Origin of the sequence: Thauera butanivorans NBRC 103042, assembly GCF_001591165.1 — a bacterium.
GTDB lineage: Bacteria > Pseudomonadota > Gammaproteobacteria > Burkholderiales > Rhodocyclaceae > Thauera > Thauera butanivorans.
In genome coordinates this window covers 1-17,667 of sequence record NZ_BCUG01000076.1, presented here as the reverse complement: position 1 = coordinate 17,667, position 17,667 = coordinate 1, and the positions used below count along the sequence as shown (strand labels likewise).

The window sequence follows — 17,667 nt, the reverse complement described above, 5'->3', positions numbered from 1 at the left end:
AAGGCCTCAATGTAATTGCCATAGAGCGAAACGTTCTGCCGCGGCTTGACCACAACGCCGACCAGAGGGGTATAGGCGTATTCTTTGTATGCAGAAGTCTGTATACCAGTCCTGCGATCGTAGGATGTCGTATCGATCTGCTGACGGCGAACACCGAGCGTCAACTGTATGCGTTCTTCCAGAATCGACAACGTATCGGCCAGCACAATTCCGTACAGTTGTGTATCGTCACTCAATACGTAGCTGCCTAGGGAATCGCTATTCGGCGGCGAGCTGTAAACCGGGTTGTACAAATTCTGTGTCGGCTGAGTGGATGACGTATCGCCAAACGCTCTCCGGTCTTTTGTTTGTTGCCAGGAGTATCCGATCGTGGCTTGATGGCTGACAGGCCCCGTCTCGAAATTGCCCCGCAAGCCTGATTGTAGCGTGTAAGTAGAGTATTTATGGCCCCACACCCCCGGCGTTCCGTTTACAGTCAACGTCCCCTGATTGTCGGCGAAGATACGATTGACGAAAAACGACTTGCGTTCTGCTTCCCCAGTGCCGACCTTTGCAAACGCAGTCAGATCATCTGAAATATCCAATTCTCCCTGGAGAGTTCCGAAATAGAACTCCGAGTTCGAGAACTCGTAGGGAGCATTGGGATTTGTCGCATTGTCGGGCGCCGAAGGCAAAGCGGTAACGCTGCTGCCCACGCTCATTTGGCGACGGCCCGCCTGAAGGTCGAGATCCTGGTAGCCAAGGTCGATGGACGAGCGGAAACGCTCACTTCGGTAGTCGCCAGCGAGAGATAGGAACTTGACCTCGCGGGAATGGTTGTCGATTGGCGTGTCACCTGACTCGGCCAACCCATTTAAGCGAAGCCCAAATTTATTGTCCTCACCGAAGCGCCGGCCGATATCGGCATGCCCGCCAACTTGCGAATTCGAGACATAATTCGTTGTGAGTTGCGTCAAAGGAATATCGTCGGCACGTTTTGGCACAAGATTGACAGAACCACCTACTGTTCCGGTTGCTGCGGCCGCTCCGTTCAAAAGGGCACTCGGTCCACGAAGTATCTCGACACGCTCTACTGCGGCAGATGAATAGACACCCAGGTTACTTACCTGGCTTAAGCCAGGCAGCCCATCGAATAGAAAGGTATCCGCACCGACTCCAAAGCCGCGAATCGCGAACTGTGTGTGACCCGCGCTGGCGGGAAGACTCTGTACCGAAGGGTCGTTCCCAAGCGCGTCTACAATATTATTTACTTGCTGGTCCTTGATCAGCTTCGACGTGTAGCTGGTCTGGCTGAACGGCGTATCCATCATGTCGCGGTTGCCGAGAATGCCTAGCCGCCCACCGCGCGCTACCTGGCCGCCGGCATAGGCTGGTGGTAGTTCTTCTCTGGAGGACGATATGGCAGAACCAGTGACCGTCACCGGCGCCAGCGTCATGGCCCCGCTCTCGGTCATCACCTGATGCAGCGAGTAACCCCCACTGCCGGCGCTCACCAGTTGATAGCCGCTGCTGGCCAGCAGGTGGTCGAACCCCTCGCGCACGCTGTAGCGGCCTTGCAGGCCGTTGCTGCGCAGCCCGGCCAGCATCTGCGGGTCGAAGGACAGCGCCACGCCGGACGTGGCAGCAAATTGCGCCAGCACGTCGCTCAGGCGGCCGGCGGGAATGGCGTATTCCTGGCTGGCGGTGCTGCTGGCGGGCTCGGCGGCCAGCGCAGGGCTGGGCGCCAGCACGGCCACACTCACCAGGCCGGCCAGGGCGCAGCCGATGGCGAGGTTCAGCACCTTGACTTTGAAGGTTGGCGCGGCGGCGTCGCGGACAACGGTGGAAGATGCGCGGCCCGATATGCGGGTAGGTCGCTGTGAATGCGGACGCCTGAAGACCATGCTGATACCTTTCGTCGATGTGTTGGTGGGCAGTTTTGGCGCGTTGAAAAACGCGCTTTCACCAGACACACCGGACGAGCGCAAAAAAGGTATCACCCCAATCGCAAATTTTTTTGCGATCTGCCATCTGACCGCCATGAATGGCGGAAATGCCGGTCTTGCATGGAGCGAGAACCGGCCCCGCCAGCCGGCCTGCTGGCGATCACGCCTCCCAGGGATTGACCAATTGCAGGTTCAGCCCCTCGAAGTCCCTAGTGTTGCGTGTGACCAGCGTCAGGTCGTGTTGCAGGGCGGTGGCCGCCAGCAGGCCGTCGATGGCGGGCAGCGTGCGGCCCGCGCTGGCCTGCACCCGGCCCCAGCGGTCGGCAACCTGGGTGTCGATGTCCAGCAGCCTGCCGACGAACCAGTTGGGCAGTTCCACTTCCAGCCAGTCGGTCAGGGTCTGGCGGAACGCGGCGTCGGCCACGCCTTCGATGCCTTGGCGGATTTCACCCAGGCTAAGCACCGAGAGGTACAGCGACTGGCGCGGACGGGCCTGCACCCACGCCACCACCCGCGCGTCGGCCTGTTTGCGGCGCAGTTCCGAGAGGACGTTGGTGTCGATCAGGTAGCTCAAAGCTCGACCTCGCGCGGCAGGCTGCGGTCGCGCTCGAATTCGATGTCGTCCCGCCCTTGCAGGGGCGAGGCGCGCATGAAGTCCACCAGCGATTGTTCGTTGCCGCTCAGGCGGTCGAACAGTTCGCGCGACACCACCACCGCCTTGGCCCGCCCGTGCAGGGTGATCTCCTGCGGCCCGTTCTCGACCGCGTGTTTGACCAGTTCCGAGAACCGCGCCTTGGCGGTTTGCATTTGCCAGCTTTGCATGACGCAACCTCCGACTATAGTAGTCTGACCATATGGATCAGAATTCTATCCGAACCCCTGCCTGGGTTCAAATCAGCTCAGAAATGAGCTGATTTTGAGCTGATACGCCTTCCAGACGACAGGAAAGCCGCCTTAATGGGCTTGCACCGTGATCCAGTAGGACGTGGCGCGGCCGATGCGCACCGGCAGGGATTTTTCCAGCAGGGCCAGGCTGGCGTGGGTATCGGCCACCGGGAAGGAGCCGGAGACCGTGAGGCCGGCGACGGCCGGGTCGCAGCGCAGCACGCCACGGTGGTAGCGGGAAAGTTCAGTCACCAGATCGCCCAGGCTCATGTCCTGGGCCAGCAGCATGCCGCGCTCCCACAGCGCGGCGCTGGCGTCCGCCGGCTGCGCGGCTTGCAGGGCACTGGCCGTGAACGCCATCTGCTCGCCCACCCGCACGATGGCTGCCTGGCTGGCGTCGATCGGGCGGACTTCCACCGCCCCCTCGAACACGGCCACGCGGGTGCTGTCGTCCAGACGGCGCACGTTGAAACGGGTGCCCAGCGGCCGCAGGTTGCCGTGATCGGTGCGCACGATGAAGGGGCGCGGCGTGGGCGACGGATCTTGCGCGGTGGTGATGAAGATTTCGCCGGCCACCAGCGCGATGCGCCGTTCGCTGGCGGTGAAGGCCACGTCCACCGCCGTGGCGATATTGAGCACCAGGCGCGTGCCGTCGGCCAGGGTGATGGTCTTCTGCTCGCCGGTGGCGGTGCGCAGGTCGGCCGTCCATTCCTGCCAGGGCGTGTGGCGCCAGGCGAGCCACGCGCTGGGTACGGCGAGCGCCATCAGCGCCAGCAGTTCCCGGCGGCCGGGGCTGGGCAGGCGCGCGAGGGTGTCGCGGCCGAGCTTGGGTGGCACCTGCTGAAAGGTTTCCAGCACACCTTCGGCACGCTGCCAGGCCGCTTCGTGGGCTGGGCTGCGCTCGCGCCAGTGCGCCAGCCTGGCCCGGTCGTGGTCGGAGGCCTCGCCGGATTGGAGCAGCACCAGCCAGTCGGCGGCGTCGTCCAGGATGGACTGCTCGATGTCGGGCGTGGGGATTCGGATTGCCGCCGTCATGCCGCAGGCCCTCGGTGCGTCAGTCAACCCAGCGCCAGGCAGGCGCCGAAGGCGCTGCGTATATGCCGCTTGACGGTGATGAGCGAGGTGCCGAGTTCGTCGGCGATCTGCTGGTAGGTCAGGCCATCGAGCTGGGCCAGCAGGAATATCTCGCGCGTGCGCGCCGGCAGGCTGCGCAGCATGGCTTCGACGCGGTACAGGGCTTCCAGGACCAGCAGACGGGTTTCCGGGGACGGCACTTCTGGCTCCGGCAGGTGGGCCAGCGCTTCGAGGTAGGCGCGCTCCAGATCCTGCCGCCGCCAGTGGTCGATGACCAGGCCCTTGGCGATGTGCGTCAGCAGTGCGCGGGGCTCGTCGCCGAGTTGTGCCGGCAGGCACCGGGAGACCATGACCCGCAGGAAGGTATCGTGCGCCAGGTCGGCGGCGTCGCAGGTGTTGCCGAGTTTGCGGCGCAGCCAACCATACAGCCAACCGTGATGGTCGGTGTACAGTAGGTGAACTTGTTGCGCTGCAAGGGTATCGGCCGCCGACATGGCGCCCTCCTGTTCATCGGTCGAGCACCTGAGCGGACTCGATATCAAATAAGAATTGTTCTCATCCTAACGAATTCCCGACAAGTCTTGCAAGCTCGGCCTTGACGAGGCGGTGGTGGCCGACTTCGCGCCGACGGGCGTGGCCCTGCTCAATCCCTGGGAGCCGGCGACCTGACGCTCAAGCCATCTTGGCGAACAACGCCACGTCCGGCAGCCCTTTGAAGTGCGCATCGCAAGTAAGCAGTTCCGCACCCTGATGCCGGCCGAACTCAAGGAACTGCGCAAGCTCAAGAAGGACCATGAGCGCTTGAAGCAGGAGCACGACCTCCAAAAAAAAAACGGCGCCGAAGCGCCGCATCCCAAATGGGAGAGGGGAAGTCTGAAACTGCCGCTGCCGATTACATGCTGCGGCGGTACTGGCCGCCGACCTTGTACAGCGCCTCGGTGATCTGGCCGAGCGAGCAATGGCGCACCGCTTCGACCAGCACCTCGAAGACGTTGGCGTTGTCGATCACCGCCTGCTGCAGCCTGGCCTGCCACTTGGGCGATTCGGCCTTGTTGCGGGCATGGAAGTCGGCCAGGCGCTGGAGCTGGCTCTGCTTTTCTTCCTCGGTCGAGCGCGCCAGCTCGATTTCCTGCTGGGCCTGGCCCTTGGGATTGAGGAAGGTGTTGACGCCGATGATGGGGTAGGAGCCGTCGTGCTTCTTGTGCTCGTAGTACAGCGACTCTTCCTGGATCTTGCCGCGCTGGTAGCCGGTTTCCATCGCGCCGAGCACGCCGCCGCGGCTGGCGATGGCCTCGAACTCCTTCAGCACGGCCTCTTCGACCAGGTCGGTGAGCTCGTCGATGATGAAGGCGCCCTGGTTCGGGTTCTCGTTCTTCGCCAGACCCCACTCGCGGTTGATGATGAGCTGGATCGCCATCGCGCGGCGCACGCTCTCCTCGGTCGGCGTGGTGATCGCCTCGTCGTAGGCGTTGGTGTGCAACGAATTGCAGTTGTCGTAGATCGCGATCAGCGCCTGCAGCGTGGTGCGGATGTCGTTGAAGTCCATCTCCTGCGCGTGCAGCGAGCGGCCCGAAGTCTGGACGTGGTACTTGAGCTTCTGGCTGCGCTCGTTGGCGCCGTACTTGTTCTTCATCGCCACCGCCCAGATGCGGCGGGCGACGCGGCCGATCACGGTGTATTCCGGGTCCATGCCGTTGCTGAAGAAGAAGCTCAGGTTGGGCGCGAAGTCGTCGATGTGCATGCCGCGCGCCAGGTAGCTCTCGACGTAGGTGAAGCCGTTGGCGAGCGTGAAGGCGAGCTGGCTGATCGGGTTGGCGCCGGCCTCGGCGATGTGATAGCCGGAGATCGACACCGAGTAGAAGTTCTGCACCTTGTGATGGACGAAGTACTCCTGGATGTCGCCCATCATCTTCAGCGCGAACTCGGTGCTGAAGATGCAGGTGTTCTGGCCCTGGTCTTCCTTCAGGATGTCGGCCTGCACCGTGCCGCGCACGGTCGACAGCGTCCAGGCGCGGATCTTGGCGTATTCGTCCGCGGTCGGATCGCGGCCGTTGTCGGCCTTGAACTTGGCGATCTGCTGGTCGATCGCGGTGTTGAAGAAGAAGGCCAGGATGATCGGCGCCGGGCCGTTGATCGTCATCGACACCGAGGTCGTCGGCGCGCACAGGTCGAAGCCGTCGTACAGCACCTTCATGTCGTCCAGCGTGGCGATGCTGACGCCGGAGTTGCCGATCTTGCCGTAGATGTCCGGGCGCGGGTCGGGGTCGCAGCCGTACAGCGTCACCGAGTCGAAGGCGGTACTGAGGCGGTGCGCCGGCATGCCTTCGGACACCTTCTTGAAGCGGCGGTTGGTGCGGAAGGCGTCGCCTTCGCCGGCGAACATGCGGGTGGGGTCCTCGCCCTCGCGCTTGAAGGCGAACACGCCGGCCGTGTAGGGGAAGGAGCCGGGCACGTTTTCCTTCATCAGGAATTTCAGCGTCTCGCCTTCGTCCTCGAAGTTCGGCAGCGCCACCTTGCGGATCTTGCTGCCTGCCAGCGAAGTGTGGGTCAGCTTGGTGCGGATTTCCTTGTCGCGGATCTTCACCACGTACTCGTCGGCGGCGTACAAGGCCTTCTCGGTCGGCCACTGCTCCAGCAGCTTCTTCGCCGCCGGCGTGAGTTCGCCGTCCTTCCAGTCGATCAGTTCATCGAATGTTGCCAACTGAGAGCCGTCATCCTTGCCACGCTGCTCGAACAGCGCCTTCGCCGTCTTCAGCGACTGGCGCTCGCGGGCGACGCGGGCCTGCTGCTCGACGTGCTTGTGGTAGTCGCGCACGCTGTCGGCGATCTCGGCCAGGTAGCGGATGCGATCGGCCGGCACGATGGCCCGGCCGGCGGAGGATGCCTTCACGCCGACCGCCGGCAGCTTGCCCTTGGCCACTTTCAGGCCCTTGCCGACCAGCGCCGGCAGCATGCACTGGTACAGCGCGGTGACGCCGTCGTCGTTGAAGCGTGCCGCCATGGTGCCGAACACCGGCATCTCGTCCGGGCTCTGGCCGAACAGTTCGCGGTTGCGCTGGTACTGCTTGCGCACGTCGCGCAGCGCATCCTCGGCGCCCTTGCGGTCGAACTTGTTGATGGCGACGAAGTCGGCGAAGTCGAGCATGTCGATCTTTTCCAGCTGCGACGCGGCGCCGAATTCGGGCGTCATCACGTACAGCGACAGATCGACGAAAGGCACGATCGCGGCATTGCCCTGGCCGATGCCCGAAGTCTCGACGATGACGAGGTCGAAGCCGGCCAGCTTGCAGGCGGCGATGACTTCCGGCAGCGCGGCCGAGACTTCGGAGCCGGTGTCGCGGGTGGCGAGCGAGCGCATGTAGATGTTGTCGTGCTCGATCGCGTTCATGCGGATGCGGTCGCCCAGCAGCGCGCCGCCGGTGCGCTTGCGCGAGGGGTCGATGGAGACGATCGCGAGCTTGAGCCTGTCGTCCTGGTCGAGGCGGAAGCGGCGCACCAGTTCGTCGGTCAGCGAGGACTTGCCGGCGCCGCCGGTACCGGTGATGCCCAGCGTCGGCACCTTGGTCTTGGCCGCGGCCTCGATCAGCGCCTTCCTGACATCGTCGCCGTAGCCGCCGTTCTCCAGCGCGGTGATGATCCGCGCCAGCGCCCGGCGGTCGCCGGCAGCCAGCGCCTTCAGCACCGCGTCGGCCTTCTGCGGCGCGGCCGGGGCGAGATCGACGTCGCAGCGTTCGACGACGCTGTTGATCATGCCCTGCAGGCCCATCGTGGCGCCATCCTCGGGCGAGAAGATGTGGGTCACGCCGTAGTCGTGCAGTTCCCTGATCTCGGCCGGCACGATCACGCCGCCGCCGCCGCCGAACACCTTGATGTTCTCGCCGCCGTTGGCCTTCAGCAGGTCCATCATGTACTTGAAGAACTCGACGTGGCCACCCTGGTAACTGGTGATGGCGATGCCCTGCACGTCTTCCTGCAGCGCGGCCTTGACGATCTCGCCCACCGAGCGGTTGTGGCCGAGGTGGATCACCTCGGAGCCGGTCGCCTGCAGGATGCGGCGCATGATGTTGATCGAGGCATCGTGGCCGTCGAACAGCGCCGCAGCGGTGACGAAACGCACCTTGTTCTTGGGCTTGTAGGCTTGCAACTTGTGGGCAACGCTCAGGTCGGTCATGTCGGTCTTCCCCCGGAAGGTGAATGGTGATGCGGCTTCGATGGCGCCGCTGCTCTTATGAACGGAATGGTAGAAGGCGAACGGCGGCTTTGCCATTGCGCTTGCCGACGGCAATCATGCAAAATCCGCCAATCTTCGCAAGCATGCGAATCCGCCCGGAGCACGCGCCGCCATGCCCCAGCCGCCCCTCCCCCGCCCACCTGCCCCGCCGCAGGCAAAAAGGCGCCAGGCCACGGTCGCGATGGGCTTCGTCGATGGCATGCTGTCCGGCATGCGCCGCCGCGGCCGCGATCCGGCAGCGCTGCTCGCCGCCACCGGCATCAGTCTTGCAGATACTGCCAGGCGCATCCCGGTCGACCGTTACGCCGCACTGTACAACCTGATCATCGCCGAGCTGGACGACGAGGCGCTCGGCCTGTTTCCGCGGCCGATGCCGCCGGGCAGCTTCGAGTTCCTGTGCCGCGGCATGCTGGGCACGGCGACACTGGAAGAGGCGCTGTCGCGCGCCTGCCGCTTCCTGCGCCTGGTGCTGGCGGACTTGCGGGTGGAAGTCAGGCGGCAGGGCAGACATGCCGAAATCGAGATCGTCGAGCTTTCCGCCCCCGGCACGCCTCCGCCTTTCGGCGGCCGTGACGACCCTGCCCGCGTGTTCGCCTTCGAATGGCTGCTGCGCCTGGTCCACAGCGTCGCCTGCTGGTTCGTCAATCGCGGCATCGCGCTGGACGAAGTGCGCTTCCCCTACGCCCGCCCCGCCCATGCCGACGACTATGCGCTGGTCTATACCGAGCGTTCGAGCTTCGAGTGTTCGAGCCCCGATGGCGGCACCCTGCTCGCGCGCTTCCACGACAACCTGCTCGACCTGCCGGTGCGGCGCGACGACACGGCGCTGGCGCACTTCCTCGAAGGCGCACCCGGCCGGATCTCGATGCTGTACCGGCGCGACCGCGAAATGGTGGTGCGTGTCCGCGATCTGCTGCGTGGTGCGCTGCCGGTCAACCTGTCGATCGAGGACGTCGCCCGCCAGCTCCACCTGTCGACCCGAACGCTGCACCGCCGGCTCGAAGACGAAGGCTCGAGCTTTCGCCTGATCAAGGAGGCCACCCGGCGCGACATCGCCTGGTCGCGCCTGGCCAAGACCCGCCAGCCGATCGCGCAGTTGGCGGCCGATCTCGGCTACGCGGACACATCGGCCTTCTACCGCGCCTTCGTGTCCTGGTCGGGGCAATCGCCCGAGCAGTTCCGCGCCCAGTTGGCCGCGCGCCAGGACGGCCATGCCGGGCCCCCGCCTTCACGCCGCGACGGAACGTGAGCCCGCGATGAGCGTCACAAGCCGGCAGCAGGTGCGCCGTCGGCGTGACACCTGCCTTTGCCCGGCAGCGGCGAACTGTGCCAGCATTGGGCCATAACAATACCGAACAGTACGGAGACAGATCACGACCATGGCGCAGCCGCCCGCCGAAAACGACCCTCAACTGCCCGGCCCCTCGCCGGAACAGCGCCGCCGGCACGACCTGCTGATGGCCGGCCTCGACCTGCTCGACCAGGCCATCGCAGTGTTCGACGCCACGCCCAAGCTGGTGACGTGGAACAAGGCCATGCAGCGGCTGCTCGACTTTCCCGAATCGCTGTTCAGGGTCGGCACGCCCTTCGAAGCGTTCGTGCGCTTCAATGCCGAGCGCGGCGAATACGGCGAGGGCGACACCGAAAAGCTGGTTGCGGCGCGAATGGCCGCGGCGCGCTCGTTCGAGCCGCACTACGTCGAGCGGGTGCGCCCCAACGGCCGGGTGCTGGCAGTGCGCGGCGTGCCGATCCCCAATCTCGGCTTCGTTTCGCTGTGGACCGACATCACCGAGCAGCGCCGCGCCGAAGCGCTGATCCAGGAACAGAACGCCCGCCTCGAAGCGCGGGTCCAGGAACGCACTGCCGAACTGGAGCAGGCCAACCGCGAGATCGACCAGATCGCCGGCGCGCTGCGCCTGTCCGAAGGCCGCATGCGGCTGATCCTGGACGCCATTCCGGCGATGATCGCCCACGTCGATGCCGGCCGCCGCTACCGCTTCGCCAACCGCGCCTACGCCGAATGGTTCGGCCTGACGAAGGAGGGCATCGTCGGCCGTTCGGTCGAGGAGGCCTTCGGCCCGGAGCTCTACCCCGTCATCGACGGCTATCTACGCGAAGCCGAAACCGGCGAGCGCGTCAGCTACGAGTACGCGCGCAAGAACGCCAGCGGCCAGACGGTGCATGCCCGCAGCGTGGTCGTTCCCGACGTCTCGCTCGAAGGCGGCTTCCGCGGCTACTTCGTGATGTCCACCGACATCACCGAGCAGAAGGCCAGCCAGGCTGCGCTGGTGCAGGCCCAGAAGATGGAAGCGGTCGGCCAGTTGACCGGCGGTCTGGCGCACGACTTCAACAACCTGCTGACGATCATCATCGGCAACCTGTCTGCGCTGCAGGGCAAGCTGGCGGGCGGCAGCGGCGCCGAATACGTCGATCCCTCGCTGCAGGCGGCGCGGCGCGGCGCCGAACTGATCCGGCGCCTGCTCAGCTTCTCGCGCCGCCAGACGCTGGAGCCGGCCGCCATCGAAGTCGGCGAGCTGGTGCGCAACATGACGCAACTGCTGATGCGCACGCTGGGCGAGACGATCACCGTCGGCCTGAACCTGCCGGACACGCCGATCCACGCCCTCGCCGACCCTCACCAGTTGGAAAACGCCATCCTCAACCTGGCGATCAACGCGCGCGATGCGATGGCCGGCAGCGGCACGCTGTCGATCGCCGTCCAGTCCCGCCATATCGACGTCGCCCTTGCCCGGCTCGTCGAAGTACCGCCCGGCGACTACGTGCAGATCGACGTCAGCGACACCGGCAAGGGCATCGAGCCCGCCGTGCTGGCGCGCGTCTTCGAGCCCTTCTTCACCACCAAGCCCTTCGGCAGCGGCAGCGGCCTCGGGCTGTCGATGGTGTATGGCTTCGTGCGCCAGTCCGGCGGCAACATCCGCATCCTGAGCACACCGGGCAAAGGCACCAACGTCCGCTTCGTGCTGCCGATGACGCAGCCGGCCGCCTCCCTCCCTTCGCCGCAGGCCGTCGTGCAGCCTCTCCCCGCCTACGAAGGCGGCCCGGTGCTGCTGGTGGAGGACGAGCCCGAGGTGCGCAAGGTCATCCGCATGCAGCTCACCGAGCTGGGCTATCCGGTGATCGAAGCCGGCGACGGCGTCGAAGCCCTGGCGCTGCTCGAGGTCATCGACGACATCGCGCTACTGGTCAGCGACACCGTGATGCCGGGCGGCCTGAATGGCCACGAACTCGCCCGCCGGGCACGCCTGCTGCGCCCGGCGTTGCCCATCCTGCTCGTCACCGGCTATACCGGTGAAAAGCCGGACGGCGACACCGCCGCGCAACTGCCGGTGCTGCGCAAGCCCTTCGACCCGCCGGCGCTGGCAGCCGCGCTGGCTGCGCTTGCCATGCAGGCCGCCGGCAGCGACACATCCATCCATCCCACGAACCCGGCCACGAAGGAAAGCCCGACATGACCACGAGCCTCCCGGACTCCCCCTCGCCGCTGATCTTCGTCCTGGAGGACGAACCGGACATCGCCCGCCTGATCTGCGCCAGCCTGGCGGAATACGGCTTCCGCCACGAACACCTGAGCACCGGGCGCGAGCTGCTGGCACGCGCCCGCATCCAGTCGCCCGACCTGTGCATCGTCGATCTCGGCCTGCCCGACATGGACGGCATGCAGGTGGTGCGCCAGCTGCAGGACGGCACGCCCTGCGCGGTGCTGATCCTGACCGGCCGCAACGACGTCACCGACCGCGTGCTCGGCCTCGAGCTCGGCGCCGACGACTACATCGTCAAGCCCTTCGAGCCGCGCGAGCTGGTCGCCCGCGTACGCTCGATCCTGCGCCGCTACCAGCGCTCGGCCGCGCCGGAAGGGTCCGGCGACGCGCGCATCGCCCGTTTCACCGGCTGGGAATTCGACGGCAACCGCCATACCCTGACCGCCCCCGACGGGCGCGAGATCAGCCTGTCGGCCGCCGAGGCCGGCCTGCTCGCCACCTTGCTGCGCCGCCCCAACAAGATCCTGTCGCGCGAGCAATTGCTGGGCGAACGCGACGTCGATCCGTTCGACCGCAGCATCGACGTGCGTATTTCGCGCCTGCGGCGCAAGCTCGACGACGACCCGCACAATCCGAAGCTGATCAAGACCGTCTACGGTGCAGGCTACCTGTTCGCCGCACAGGTCGCCTGGCGTTGAGGATCATGTCCCGGGGCTTTCAGGCGCTGCAGTTTTCAAGCACGGACTTCAAGTTCATAATTATGAGTTATTGATTAACGAACTTCGGAGTCCTGCATGTCTTCCCCGCGCCCATTCAAGATCCTCGGCATCCAGCAGATCGCCATCGGCGGCCCCAGCAAGGAAAAGCTCAAGACCCTGTGGGTCGACATGCTCGGCCTGGAAATGACCGGCAATTTCGTCTCGGAGCGCGAGAACGTCGACGAGGACATCTGCGCGATGGGCAGCGGCCCGTTCAAGGTCGAAGTCGACCTGATGCAGCCGCTCGATCCGGAAAAGAAGCCGGCCGTGCATGCCACGCCGCTGAACCACGTCGGCCTGTGGGTGGATGACCTGCCCAAGGCAGTGGAATGGCTCGGCGCCAACGGCGTGCGCTTCGCCCCCGGCGGCATCCGCCGCGGCGCCGCCGGCTACGACATCACCTTCCTGCACCCCAAGGGCAACGACGAGTTCCCGATCGGCGGCGAAGGCGTGCTGGTCGAACTGGTGCAGGCACCGGCGGAAGTGGTGGAAGCCTTCGCCAGGATGGCAGGCTGAACGCCGCGGCAGAACGCGCCGCGGATAATCGGAAGAAGGGCTCCCACCGCCACCGGGGGAGCCCTTCTTCTTGCCCTGCCCGGAACCCGCTTTACAGCGCAGCCGCCGAGAAGGTATCGCACTCGCGCAGATCGCCCCGCTCCAGCCCGGTGCGGAACCAGCGCATCCGCTGCGCGGCGCTGCCGTGGGTGAAGCTGTCAGGCACGGCGTAGCCCTGGGCCTGCTTCTGGATGTGGTCGTCGCCGATGGCGCTCGCTGCGCGCAGCGCCTCCTCGACGTCGCCCTCCCTCAGGATGATCTGCTGCTCGCGCACGGCATGATGGGCCCAGACGCCGGCCAGGCAGTCGGCCTGCAGTTCGAGCCGCACCGACAACTGGTTGGCCTCGCGCTCCGACACCCGCTGGCGCGCCTGCTGCACCTTGCCCGAGATGCCGAGCAGGTTCTGCACGTGGTGGCCGATCTCGTGCGCGATCACGTAGGCCTGGGCGAAGTCGCCGGGCGCGCCGAAGCGCCGGCTCAGTTCGTCGAAGAAGGACAGGTCCAGATAGAGCTTGCCGTCGGCCGGGCAGTAGAACGGCCCCATCTGGGCCTGGCCCACGCCACAGGCGCTGCGCGTCGCCCCGGTAAACAGGACCAGCGTCGGCTCCTGATAGTGCTGCCCGGAAGCGCGGAAGATCGCCCCCCAGGTCTGCTCGGTCTCGGCCAGCACCTTGGCGGAGAAGCTGGCGAGCTCGTTCTCGGCTGCCGGCCGCCTGGCATCGGGCTGAATTCCCGAAGGCGACTGCACCACCGCAGCGTTGTCGAGCACCACGCTCGGGTCGATGCCGAAATACATCGCCACCAGCGCCAGCACGATGGTGCCGATGCCGATCTTGCCGCGTCCGCCCAGGCCGGCGCGCTGGCCGCGCCTGTCCTCGACGTTGCGGCTTTCCCTGCCCTTACGAAAATCCATCGCTCGCTCCCGCATGCACGTGGGCGGATGCTACTCCGCCACCGCGCGATGCGGGAGAGGGCGTGGGCCGGCAGCGCCCGGGCTCCTTATGCAGCAAGCCCCGCCGCAGCGAGCTTGTCGCTGCGGATCGCCTCGTACTCGTCCTCCCAGAACCACTTCTCCTCGCCGAAGGCGGGCTTCAGGTGGTGCAGCCAGGTCGCCTCCTCGTCGTAGCGGGCGAAGAAGGGGCGCTGCACCCAGTCCGGATTTCGTCCCTGGATGAAGCGCAGCACGAAGACTTTCTCGCCGGCGATCTCGGCCACGCCCTGGATCTCGACCTTGCCGGGGCTGGCGCTCATGCTCGGGCCGCGTGCGGTGCGGCCGAGGCCCGACACCTGCTGCATGGCCTCGCGGTAGATTTCCCACGCGCGCGCCAGCGGTACTTCGAAATAGGCCCGCGCGCCGGTGTCGCGCTCGGCGAACATGTAGTAGGGCACGATGCCGAGCCTGACCTGAAGCTTCCACATCTTCGCCCACACCGCCGGATCGTCGTTGATGTGCGCCAGCAGCGGCCCCTGCGCGCGGATCACCGCACCAGTGCTGCGGATGCGCTGGATCGCCGCCTGCGCGGCCTCGGTGTCGAGTTCCTTCCAGTGGTTGTAGTGCGCCATCAGTGCGACGTGCTTGCCCGCCTCGGCCAGTTGCGTCAGCAGCCGGATCAGGTCGTCGGCGTCGTCCGCGCCCAGGAAGCGGTGCGGCCAGAAGGTCAGCGCCTTGGTGCCGATGCGGATGGTCTGGATGTGGTCGAACTCGGGTTTGAGCAGGGGTTCGAGATAGTCGCGCAGATGGCGCGTCTTCATCACCATCGGGTCGCCGCCGGTGAACAGCAGGTCGGTGACCTCGCCGTTGCGGCGCAGATAGTCGTGCAGGGTCTTGGCCTCGGACGCGGCGATGCGCAGTTCCTTGTCGCCGACGAACTGCGCCCAGCGGAAGCAGAAGGTGCAGTAGCTGTGGCAGGTCTGGCCCTGGCTGGGGAAGAACAGCACGGTTTCGCGGTACTTGTGCTGGATGCCGTCGAGACGGTTGCCGTGCTCGTCGCGCGGCATGTTCATCTCCATCTGGTCGGCCGGATGGGGATTGAGCTCGTGGCGGACTTCGGCGATGGCCTGATCCAGCTCGGCCTTGTCGGCGCCCTTGCGCAGCAGCGCCGCGATACGGTCGAAATGCTCGGGCGCGAGCATGCCGCGCTGCGGGAAGGTGAGCTGGAAGATCGGATCGGCCGGGATGTTGCTCCAGTCGATCAGTTCGTCGATGACGTACTGGTTGACGCGGAACGGCAGCACCGACGACACCACCTTCATTTCGAAGCGCCGTTCGGCAGAGAGCCTGCCGAGCTGCACGATGCGATCGAGATCGCGCTGAGTATATACCTTGAACGGCACCGGCTCGAAAGCCGCATGAGTGGCTTGTTCAATGCGCCAAACCGGTTTCAGAACCTGCGCTTGAGCACCCATCTGTCGTCTCCTTCTGGTCTGGCCCGACGATGCGCCGGCGCCGTGCATACACGGCGCCCACTGCTCCGCGACCAGGGCTTGAGGCTCGGGTGCGCGGTCGTCGGGGAGTGGAAAACAATCCGGGAAGCAACCCGGAGAGCAGTCCGGCGGCCCAAACATGGGAGGGCGCCAGGAAGCCGGACTGGCATGCACCCGCTTCACGGGTTCGATGGAAGAGGGTGCATGGTATTTCACAAAGTATATTTGTGTAAATGCGACTCTTCGTCCGGTCGTTGGTTCCCTTCTCGCCCTTTCCGCGAATTTCTTCCTCAAGGCCGGGCCGCGTGCGCCGATATGCTTTCACTCCGGACGGCCAGCCGAGCCTGCAGCCCAAGGCCTGCGCAGCAGAGTCTCCTGGCCAGACATCCCCGCCCGCCCCCGACAGGAAGCACCATGAAAATCGCCCATAAAGTCGGCATCGCAGCCGCTACCGTACTGTTCTTCACCACTGGCCTGCTGTCGCTGACCCAGGTCGGCCAGGTGCGCGACACGCTGCGCAGCCAGACGGAATCCAGCATCGCCGAAACCAGCGCCACCCTCGCCCGCCAGATCGAGGGCTGGCTCAACGCCAAGCTCCGCCTGATCGATCTGGCGGCACAGACCATCGACAGCAACTACAGCCCCGAGGAAAACCGGCGAGTCTTCGGCGCCCCCCTGCTGAAGGACGAGTTCATCCTGGTGTTCGGCACGCTGGAAGCCGACGGCAGGCCCATCGGCAACCTCGACAACTGGAAACCCTCGGCCACCTGGGACGGGCGCCAGCGCCCCTGGTACGCCACCGGCAAGAACAGCAGCCAGGCGGTGCTGACCGAGCCCTACGTCGACAGCACCACCGGCGAACTGCTGATCTCGGCGGTGGCCAGAATCAGCGACGCCGGCCGCTTCCTCGGCGTGTTCGGCGGCGACATCCGCCTGCAACGGGTCGCCGATGCGATCAACACGCTCGACTTCAACGGCGCCGGCCATGCCTTCCTGCTCAACCGCACGGGCAAGATCATTTCCCACCCCAGGGCGGAAATGAACGGCAAACCCTACGCAGAACTGTTCGACGGCGCCTCGCCGGCGCTGGACAAGGCGCTGCGCGAAGTATCGGGCGGCGGCAAGGATCTGTTCGTCTCCTTCACCCCGCTGAGCAACCTGCAGGGCATGGACTGGTACATCGGCGTCGTGCTGGACAAAGGCATCGTCATGGCCGAGGCCGACCGCCTGACCTGGATGGCGGCCATCGGCACGGCCGTCGGCGTCGTCGTCAGCCTGGTACTGCTGATCGTGCTCGTGACCCGCCTGCTGCGGCCGCTCGGCTGCGAGCCGGACGAAGCCGCGGCGATCATGGAGAAAGTGGCGAACGGCGACCTCACCACCCACATCGCCCAGTCACGGCCCGGCAGCCTGCTGCACACCCTCGGCAACATGGTCGTCTCGCTGCGCGGCATGATCAGCGAGATCCACCGCGACGCGACCCAACTGGCCTCGGACGCACAACGGATCGCCAACGCCTCCGACGACGTCGCCAGCGCAGCCGAACAGCAGTCCGACGCCACCGCCTCGATGGCCGCCGCCATCGAGGAGCTGACGGTCAGCTCCAGCAACATCTCCGACAGCGCCCGCGAAACCGCGCAGGACTCCGTCACCGCGGTCGAGCTTTCCGGCCAGGGGGCGGAGCGCGTCGGCAAGGCCAGCCAGTCGATCCAGCAGATCGCCAGCACCGTCGCCGATGCCTCGACCCGCATCCGCGCACTGGAAGAACGTGCCCGCCAGATTTCCGACATCGCCAACGTCATCAAGGAAATCGCCGGGCAGACCAACCTGCTGGCGCTCAATGCCGCGATCGAGGCCGCCCGCGCCGGCGAGCAAGGCCGCGGCTTCGCCGTCGTCGCCGACGAAGTGCGCAAGCTGGCCGAGCGCACCTCGACCGCAACCACCGAAATCGAGCAGATGATCGTCGGCATCCAGAGCGACACCGTGGGCGCCGTCGACGCCATGGATGCCGCCTTGCCGGAAGTACGGCAGGGCGTCGAACTGGCCGGTTCGGCAACCGAGGCCCTGCACGCCATCGAACAGGGCGCGCGGCGCACCCTCGAACGCATCGGCGATGTCGCCAATGCCACCACCGAGCAAAGCGCGGCCAGCACCGCCATCGCCCAGCGCGTCGAGCAGATCGCCAAGATGGTCGAGGAAACCGCCGGCACCATCCAGAACACGGCCACGACCGCGCACGACCTGCAGGCCATTGCCACCAGCCTGCAGGCGCTGATCAGCCGGTTCAGAATCTAGCCCCGCCAGGTGGCACCTGG

Annotated in this window: 14 protein-coding genes; 5 read left to right on the top strand and 9 right to left on the bottom strand. The window is 65.8% G+C overall.

Annotated features, from left to right (window positions below; genetic code table 11):
• From TBU01S_RS21010 to icmF, 7 genes are all read right to left on the bottom strand, one after another.
• Positions 1–2,021 (bottom strand): TonB-dependent receptor (locus TBU01S_RS21010; protein WP_157659237.1); only part of this gene is annotated, 2,021 nt, incomplete at its 3' end.
• A 64-nt stretch (positions 2,022–2,085) separates the two neighbouring features.
• Positions 2,086–2,499: a type II toxin-antitoxin system VapC family toxin gene (locus tag TBU01S_RS21005; protein ID WP_068639450.1), complete on the bottom strand. Its 414-nt coding sequence runs from the start codon at positions 2,497–2,499 to the stop codon at positions 2,086–2,088.
• Complete coding sequence (locus TBU01S_RS21000; RefSeq protein ID WP_068639449.1) at positions 2,496–2,747, bottom strand: type II toxin-antitoxin system Phd/YefM family antitoxin; 252 nt, start codon at positions 2,745–2,747, stop codon at positions 2,496–2,498. The genes TBU01S_RS21005 and TBU01S_RS21000 overlap by 4 nt, the downstream gene beginning before the upstream one ends.
• A gap of 132 nt (positions 2,748–2,879) precedes the next feature.
• On the bottom strand, positions 2,880–3,845 hold the full coding sequence (locus tag TBU01S_RS20995) for a FecR domain-containing protein (RefSeq protein ID WP_068639448.1): 966 nt from the start codon (positions 3,843–3,845) through the stop codon (positions 2,880–2,882).
• 23 nt (positions 3,846–3,868) lie between these two features.
• Complete coding sequence (locus TBU01S_RS20990; protein ID WP_068639447.1) at positions 3,869–4,378, bottom strand: sigma-70 family RNA polymerase sigma factor; 510 nt, start codon at positions 4,376–4,378, stop codon at positions 3,869–3,871.
• A 178-nt stretch (positions 4,379–4,556) separates the two neighbouring features.
• Positions 4,557–4,700, bottom strand: a complete 144-nt coding sequence (locus tag TBU01S_RS24605; protein ID WP_217999672.1) for a hypothetical protein — start codon at positions 4,698–4,700, stop codon at positions 4,557–4,559.
• Between the two features lie 76 nt (positions 4,701–4,776).
• Positions 4,777–8,055: a fused isobutyryl-CoA mutase/GTPase IcmF gene (gene icmF, locus TBU01S_RS20980; protein WP_068639452.1), complete on the bottom strand. Its 3,279-nt coding sequence runs from the start codon at positions 8,053–8,055 to the stop codon at positions 4,777–4,779.
• A 241-nt stretch (positions 8,056–8,296) separates the two neighbouring features.
• Here icmF and TBU01S_RS20975 point away from each other — a divergent pair, with 241 nt between their 5' ends.
• The 4 genes from TBU01S_RS20975 to TBU01S_RS20960 all read left to right on the top strand — a co-directional run bounded on the left by TBU01S_RS20975 (position 8,297) and on the right by TBU01S_RS20960 (position 12,889).
• Positions 8,297–9,364: an AraC family transcriptional regulator gene (locus TBU01S_RS20975; RefSeq protein ID WP_088178911.1), complete on the top strand. Its 1,068-nt coding sequence runs from the start codon at positions 8,297–8,299 to the stop codon at positions 9,362–9,364.
• A gap of 130 nt (positions 9,365–9,494) precedes the next feature.
• A complete protein-coding gene (locus TBU01S_RS20970; protein ID WP_068639444.1) occupies positions 9,495–11,588 on the top strand; it encodes a PAS-domain containing protein in 2,094 nt (697 codons plus the stop codon).
• A complete protein-coding gene (locus tag TBU01S_RS20965; protein WP_068639443.1) occupies positions 11,585–12,313 on the top strand; it encodes a response regulator transcription factor in 729 nt (242 codons plus the stop codon). The genes TBU01S_RS20970 and TBU01S_RS20965 overlap by 4 nt, the downstream gene beginning before the upstream one ends.
• 96 nt (positions 12,314–12,409) lie before the next feature.
• On the top strand, positions 12,410–12,889 hold the full coding sequence (locus TBU01S_RS20960) for a VOC family protein (protein WP_068639442.1): 480 nt from the start codon (positions 12,410–12,412) through the stop codon (positions 12,887–12,889).
• Between the two features lie 91 nt (positions 12,890–12,980).
• Here the strand turns inward: TBU01S_RS20960 and ypfJ are convergent, their stop codons facing one another.
• Together ypfJ and TBU01S_RS20950 are read right to left on the bottom strand one after the other, a co-directional pair.
• Complete coding sequence (ypfJ, locus tag TBU01S_RS20955; protein WP_068639441.1) at positions 12,981–13,841, bottom strand: KPN_02809 family neutral zinc metallopeptidase; 861 nt, start codon at positions 13,839–13,841, stop codon at positions 12,981–12,983.
• 86 nt (positions 13,842–13,927) lie between these two features.
• Positions 13,928–15,334, bottom strand: coding sequence for a KamA family radical SAM protein (locus tag TBU01S_RS20950; RefSeq protein ID WP_068639440.1), 1,407 nt, complete (start codon positions 15,332–15,334; stop codon positions 13,928–13,930).
• 432 nt (positions 15,335–15,766) lie between these two features.
• Between TBU01S_RS20950 and TBU01S_RS23630 the strand changes: the two genes are divergently transcribed.
• On the top strand, positions 15,767–17,647 hold the full coding sequence (locus TBU01S_RS23630; RefSeq protein ID WP_068639439.1) for a methyl-accepting chemotaxis protein: 1,881 nt from the start codon (positions 15,767–15,769) through the stop codon (positions 17,645–17,647).
• Positions 17,648–17,667: the final 20 nt, after the last annotated feature.

Coding starts and splice junctions, on each gene's coding strand:
- TBU01S_RS20975 (WP_088178911.1), top strand. CDS start 8,297: ATGGGCTTCGTCGATGGCATGCTGTCCGGCATGCGCCGCCGCGGCCGC.
- ypfJ (WP_068639441.1), bottom strand. CDS start 13,841: ATGGATTTTCGTAAGGGCAGGGAAAGCCGCAACGTCGAGGACAGGCGC.
- TBU01S_RS20970 (WP_068639444.1), top strand. CDS start 9,495: ATGGCGCAGCCGCCCGCCGAAAACGACCCTCAACTGCCCGGCCCCTCG.
- TBU01S_RS21000 (WP_068639449.1), bottom strand. CDS start 2,747: ATGCAAAGCTGGCAAATGCAAACCGCCAAGGCGCGGTTCTCGGAACTG.
- TBU01S_RS20950 (WP_068639440.1), bottom strand. CDS start 15,334: ATGGGTGCTCAAGCGCAGGTTCTGAAACCGGTTTGGCGCATTGAACAA.
- icmF (WP_068639452.1), bottom strand. CDS start 8,055: ATGACCGACCTGAGCGTTGCCCACAAGTTGCAAGCCTACAAGCCCAAG.
- TBU01S_RS23630 (WP_068639439.1), top strand. CDS start 15,767: ATGAAAATCGCCCATAAAGTCGGCATCGCAGCCGCTACCGTACTGTTC.
- TBU01S_RS20965 (WP_068639443.1), top strand. CDS start 11,585: ATGACCACGAGCCTCCCGGACTCCCCCTCGCCGCTGATCTTCGTCCTG.
- TBU01S_RS20990 (WP_068639447.1), bottom strand. CDS start 4,378: ATGTCGGCGGCCGATACCCTTGCAGCGCAACAAGTTCACCTACTGTAC.
- TBU01S_RS20995 (WP_068639448.1), bottom strand. CDS start 3,845: ATGACGGCGGCAATCCGAATCCCCACGCCCGACATCGAGCAGTCCATC.
- TBU01S_RS20960 (WP_068639442.1), top strand. CDS start 12,410: ATGTCTTCCCCGCGCCCATTCAAGATCCTCGGCATCCAGCAGATCGCC.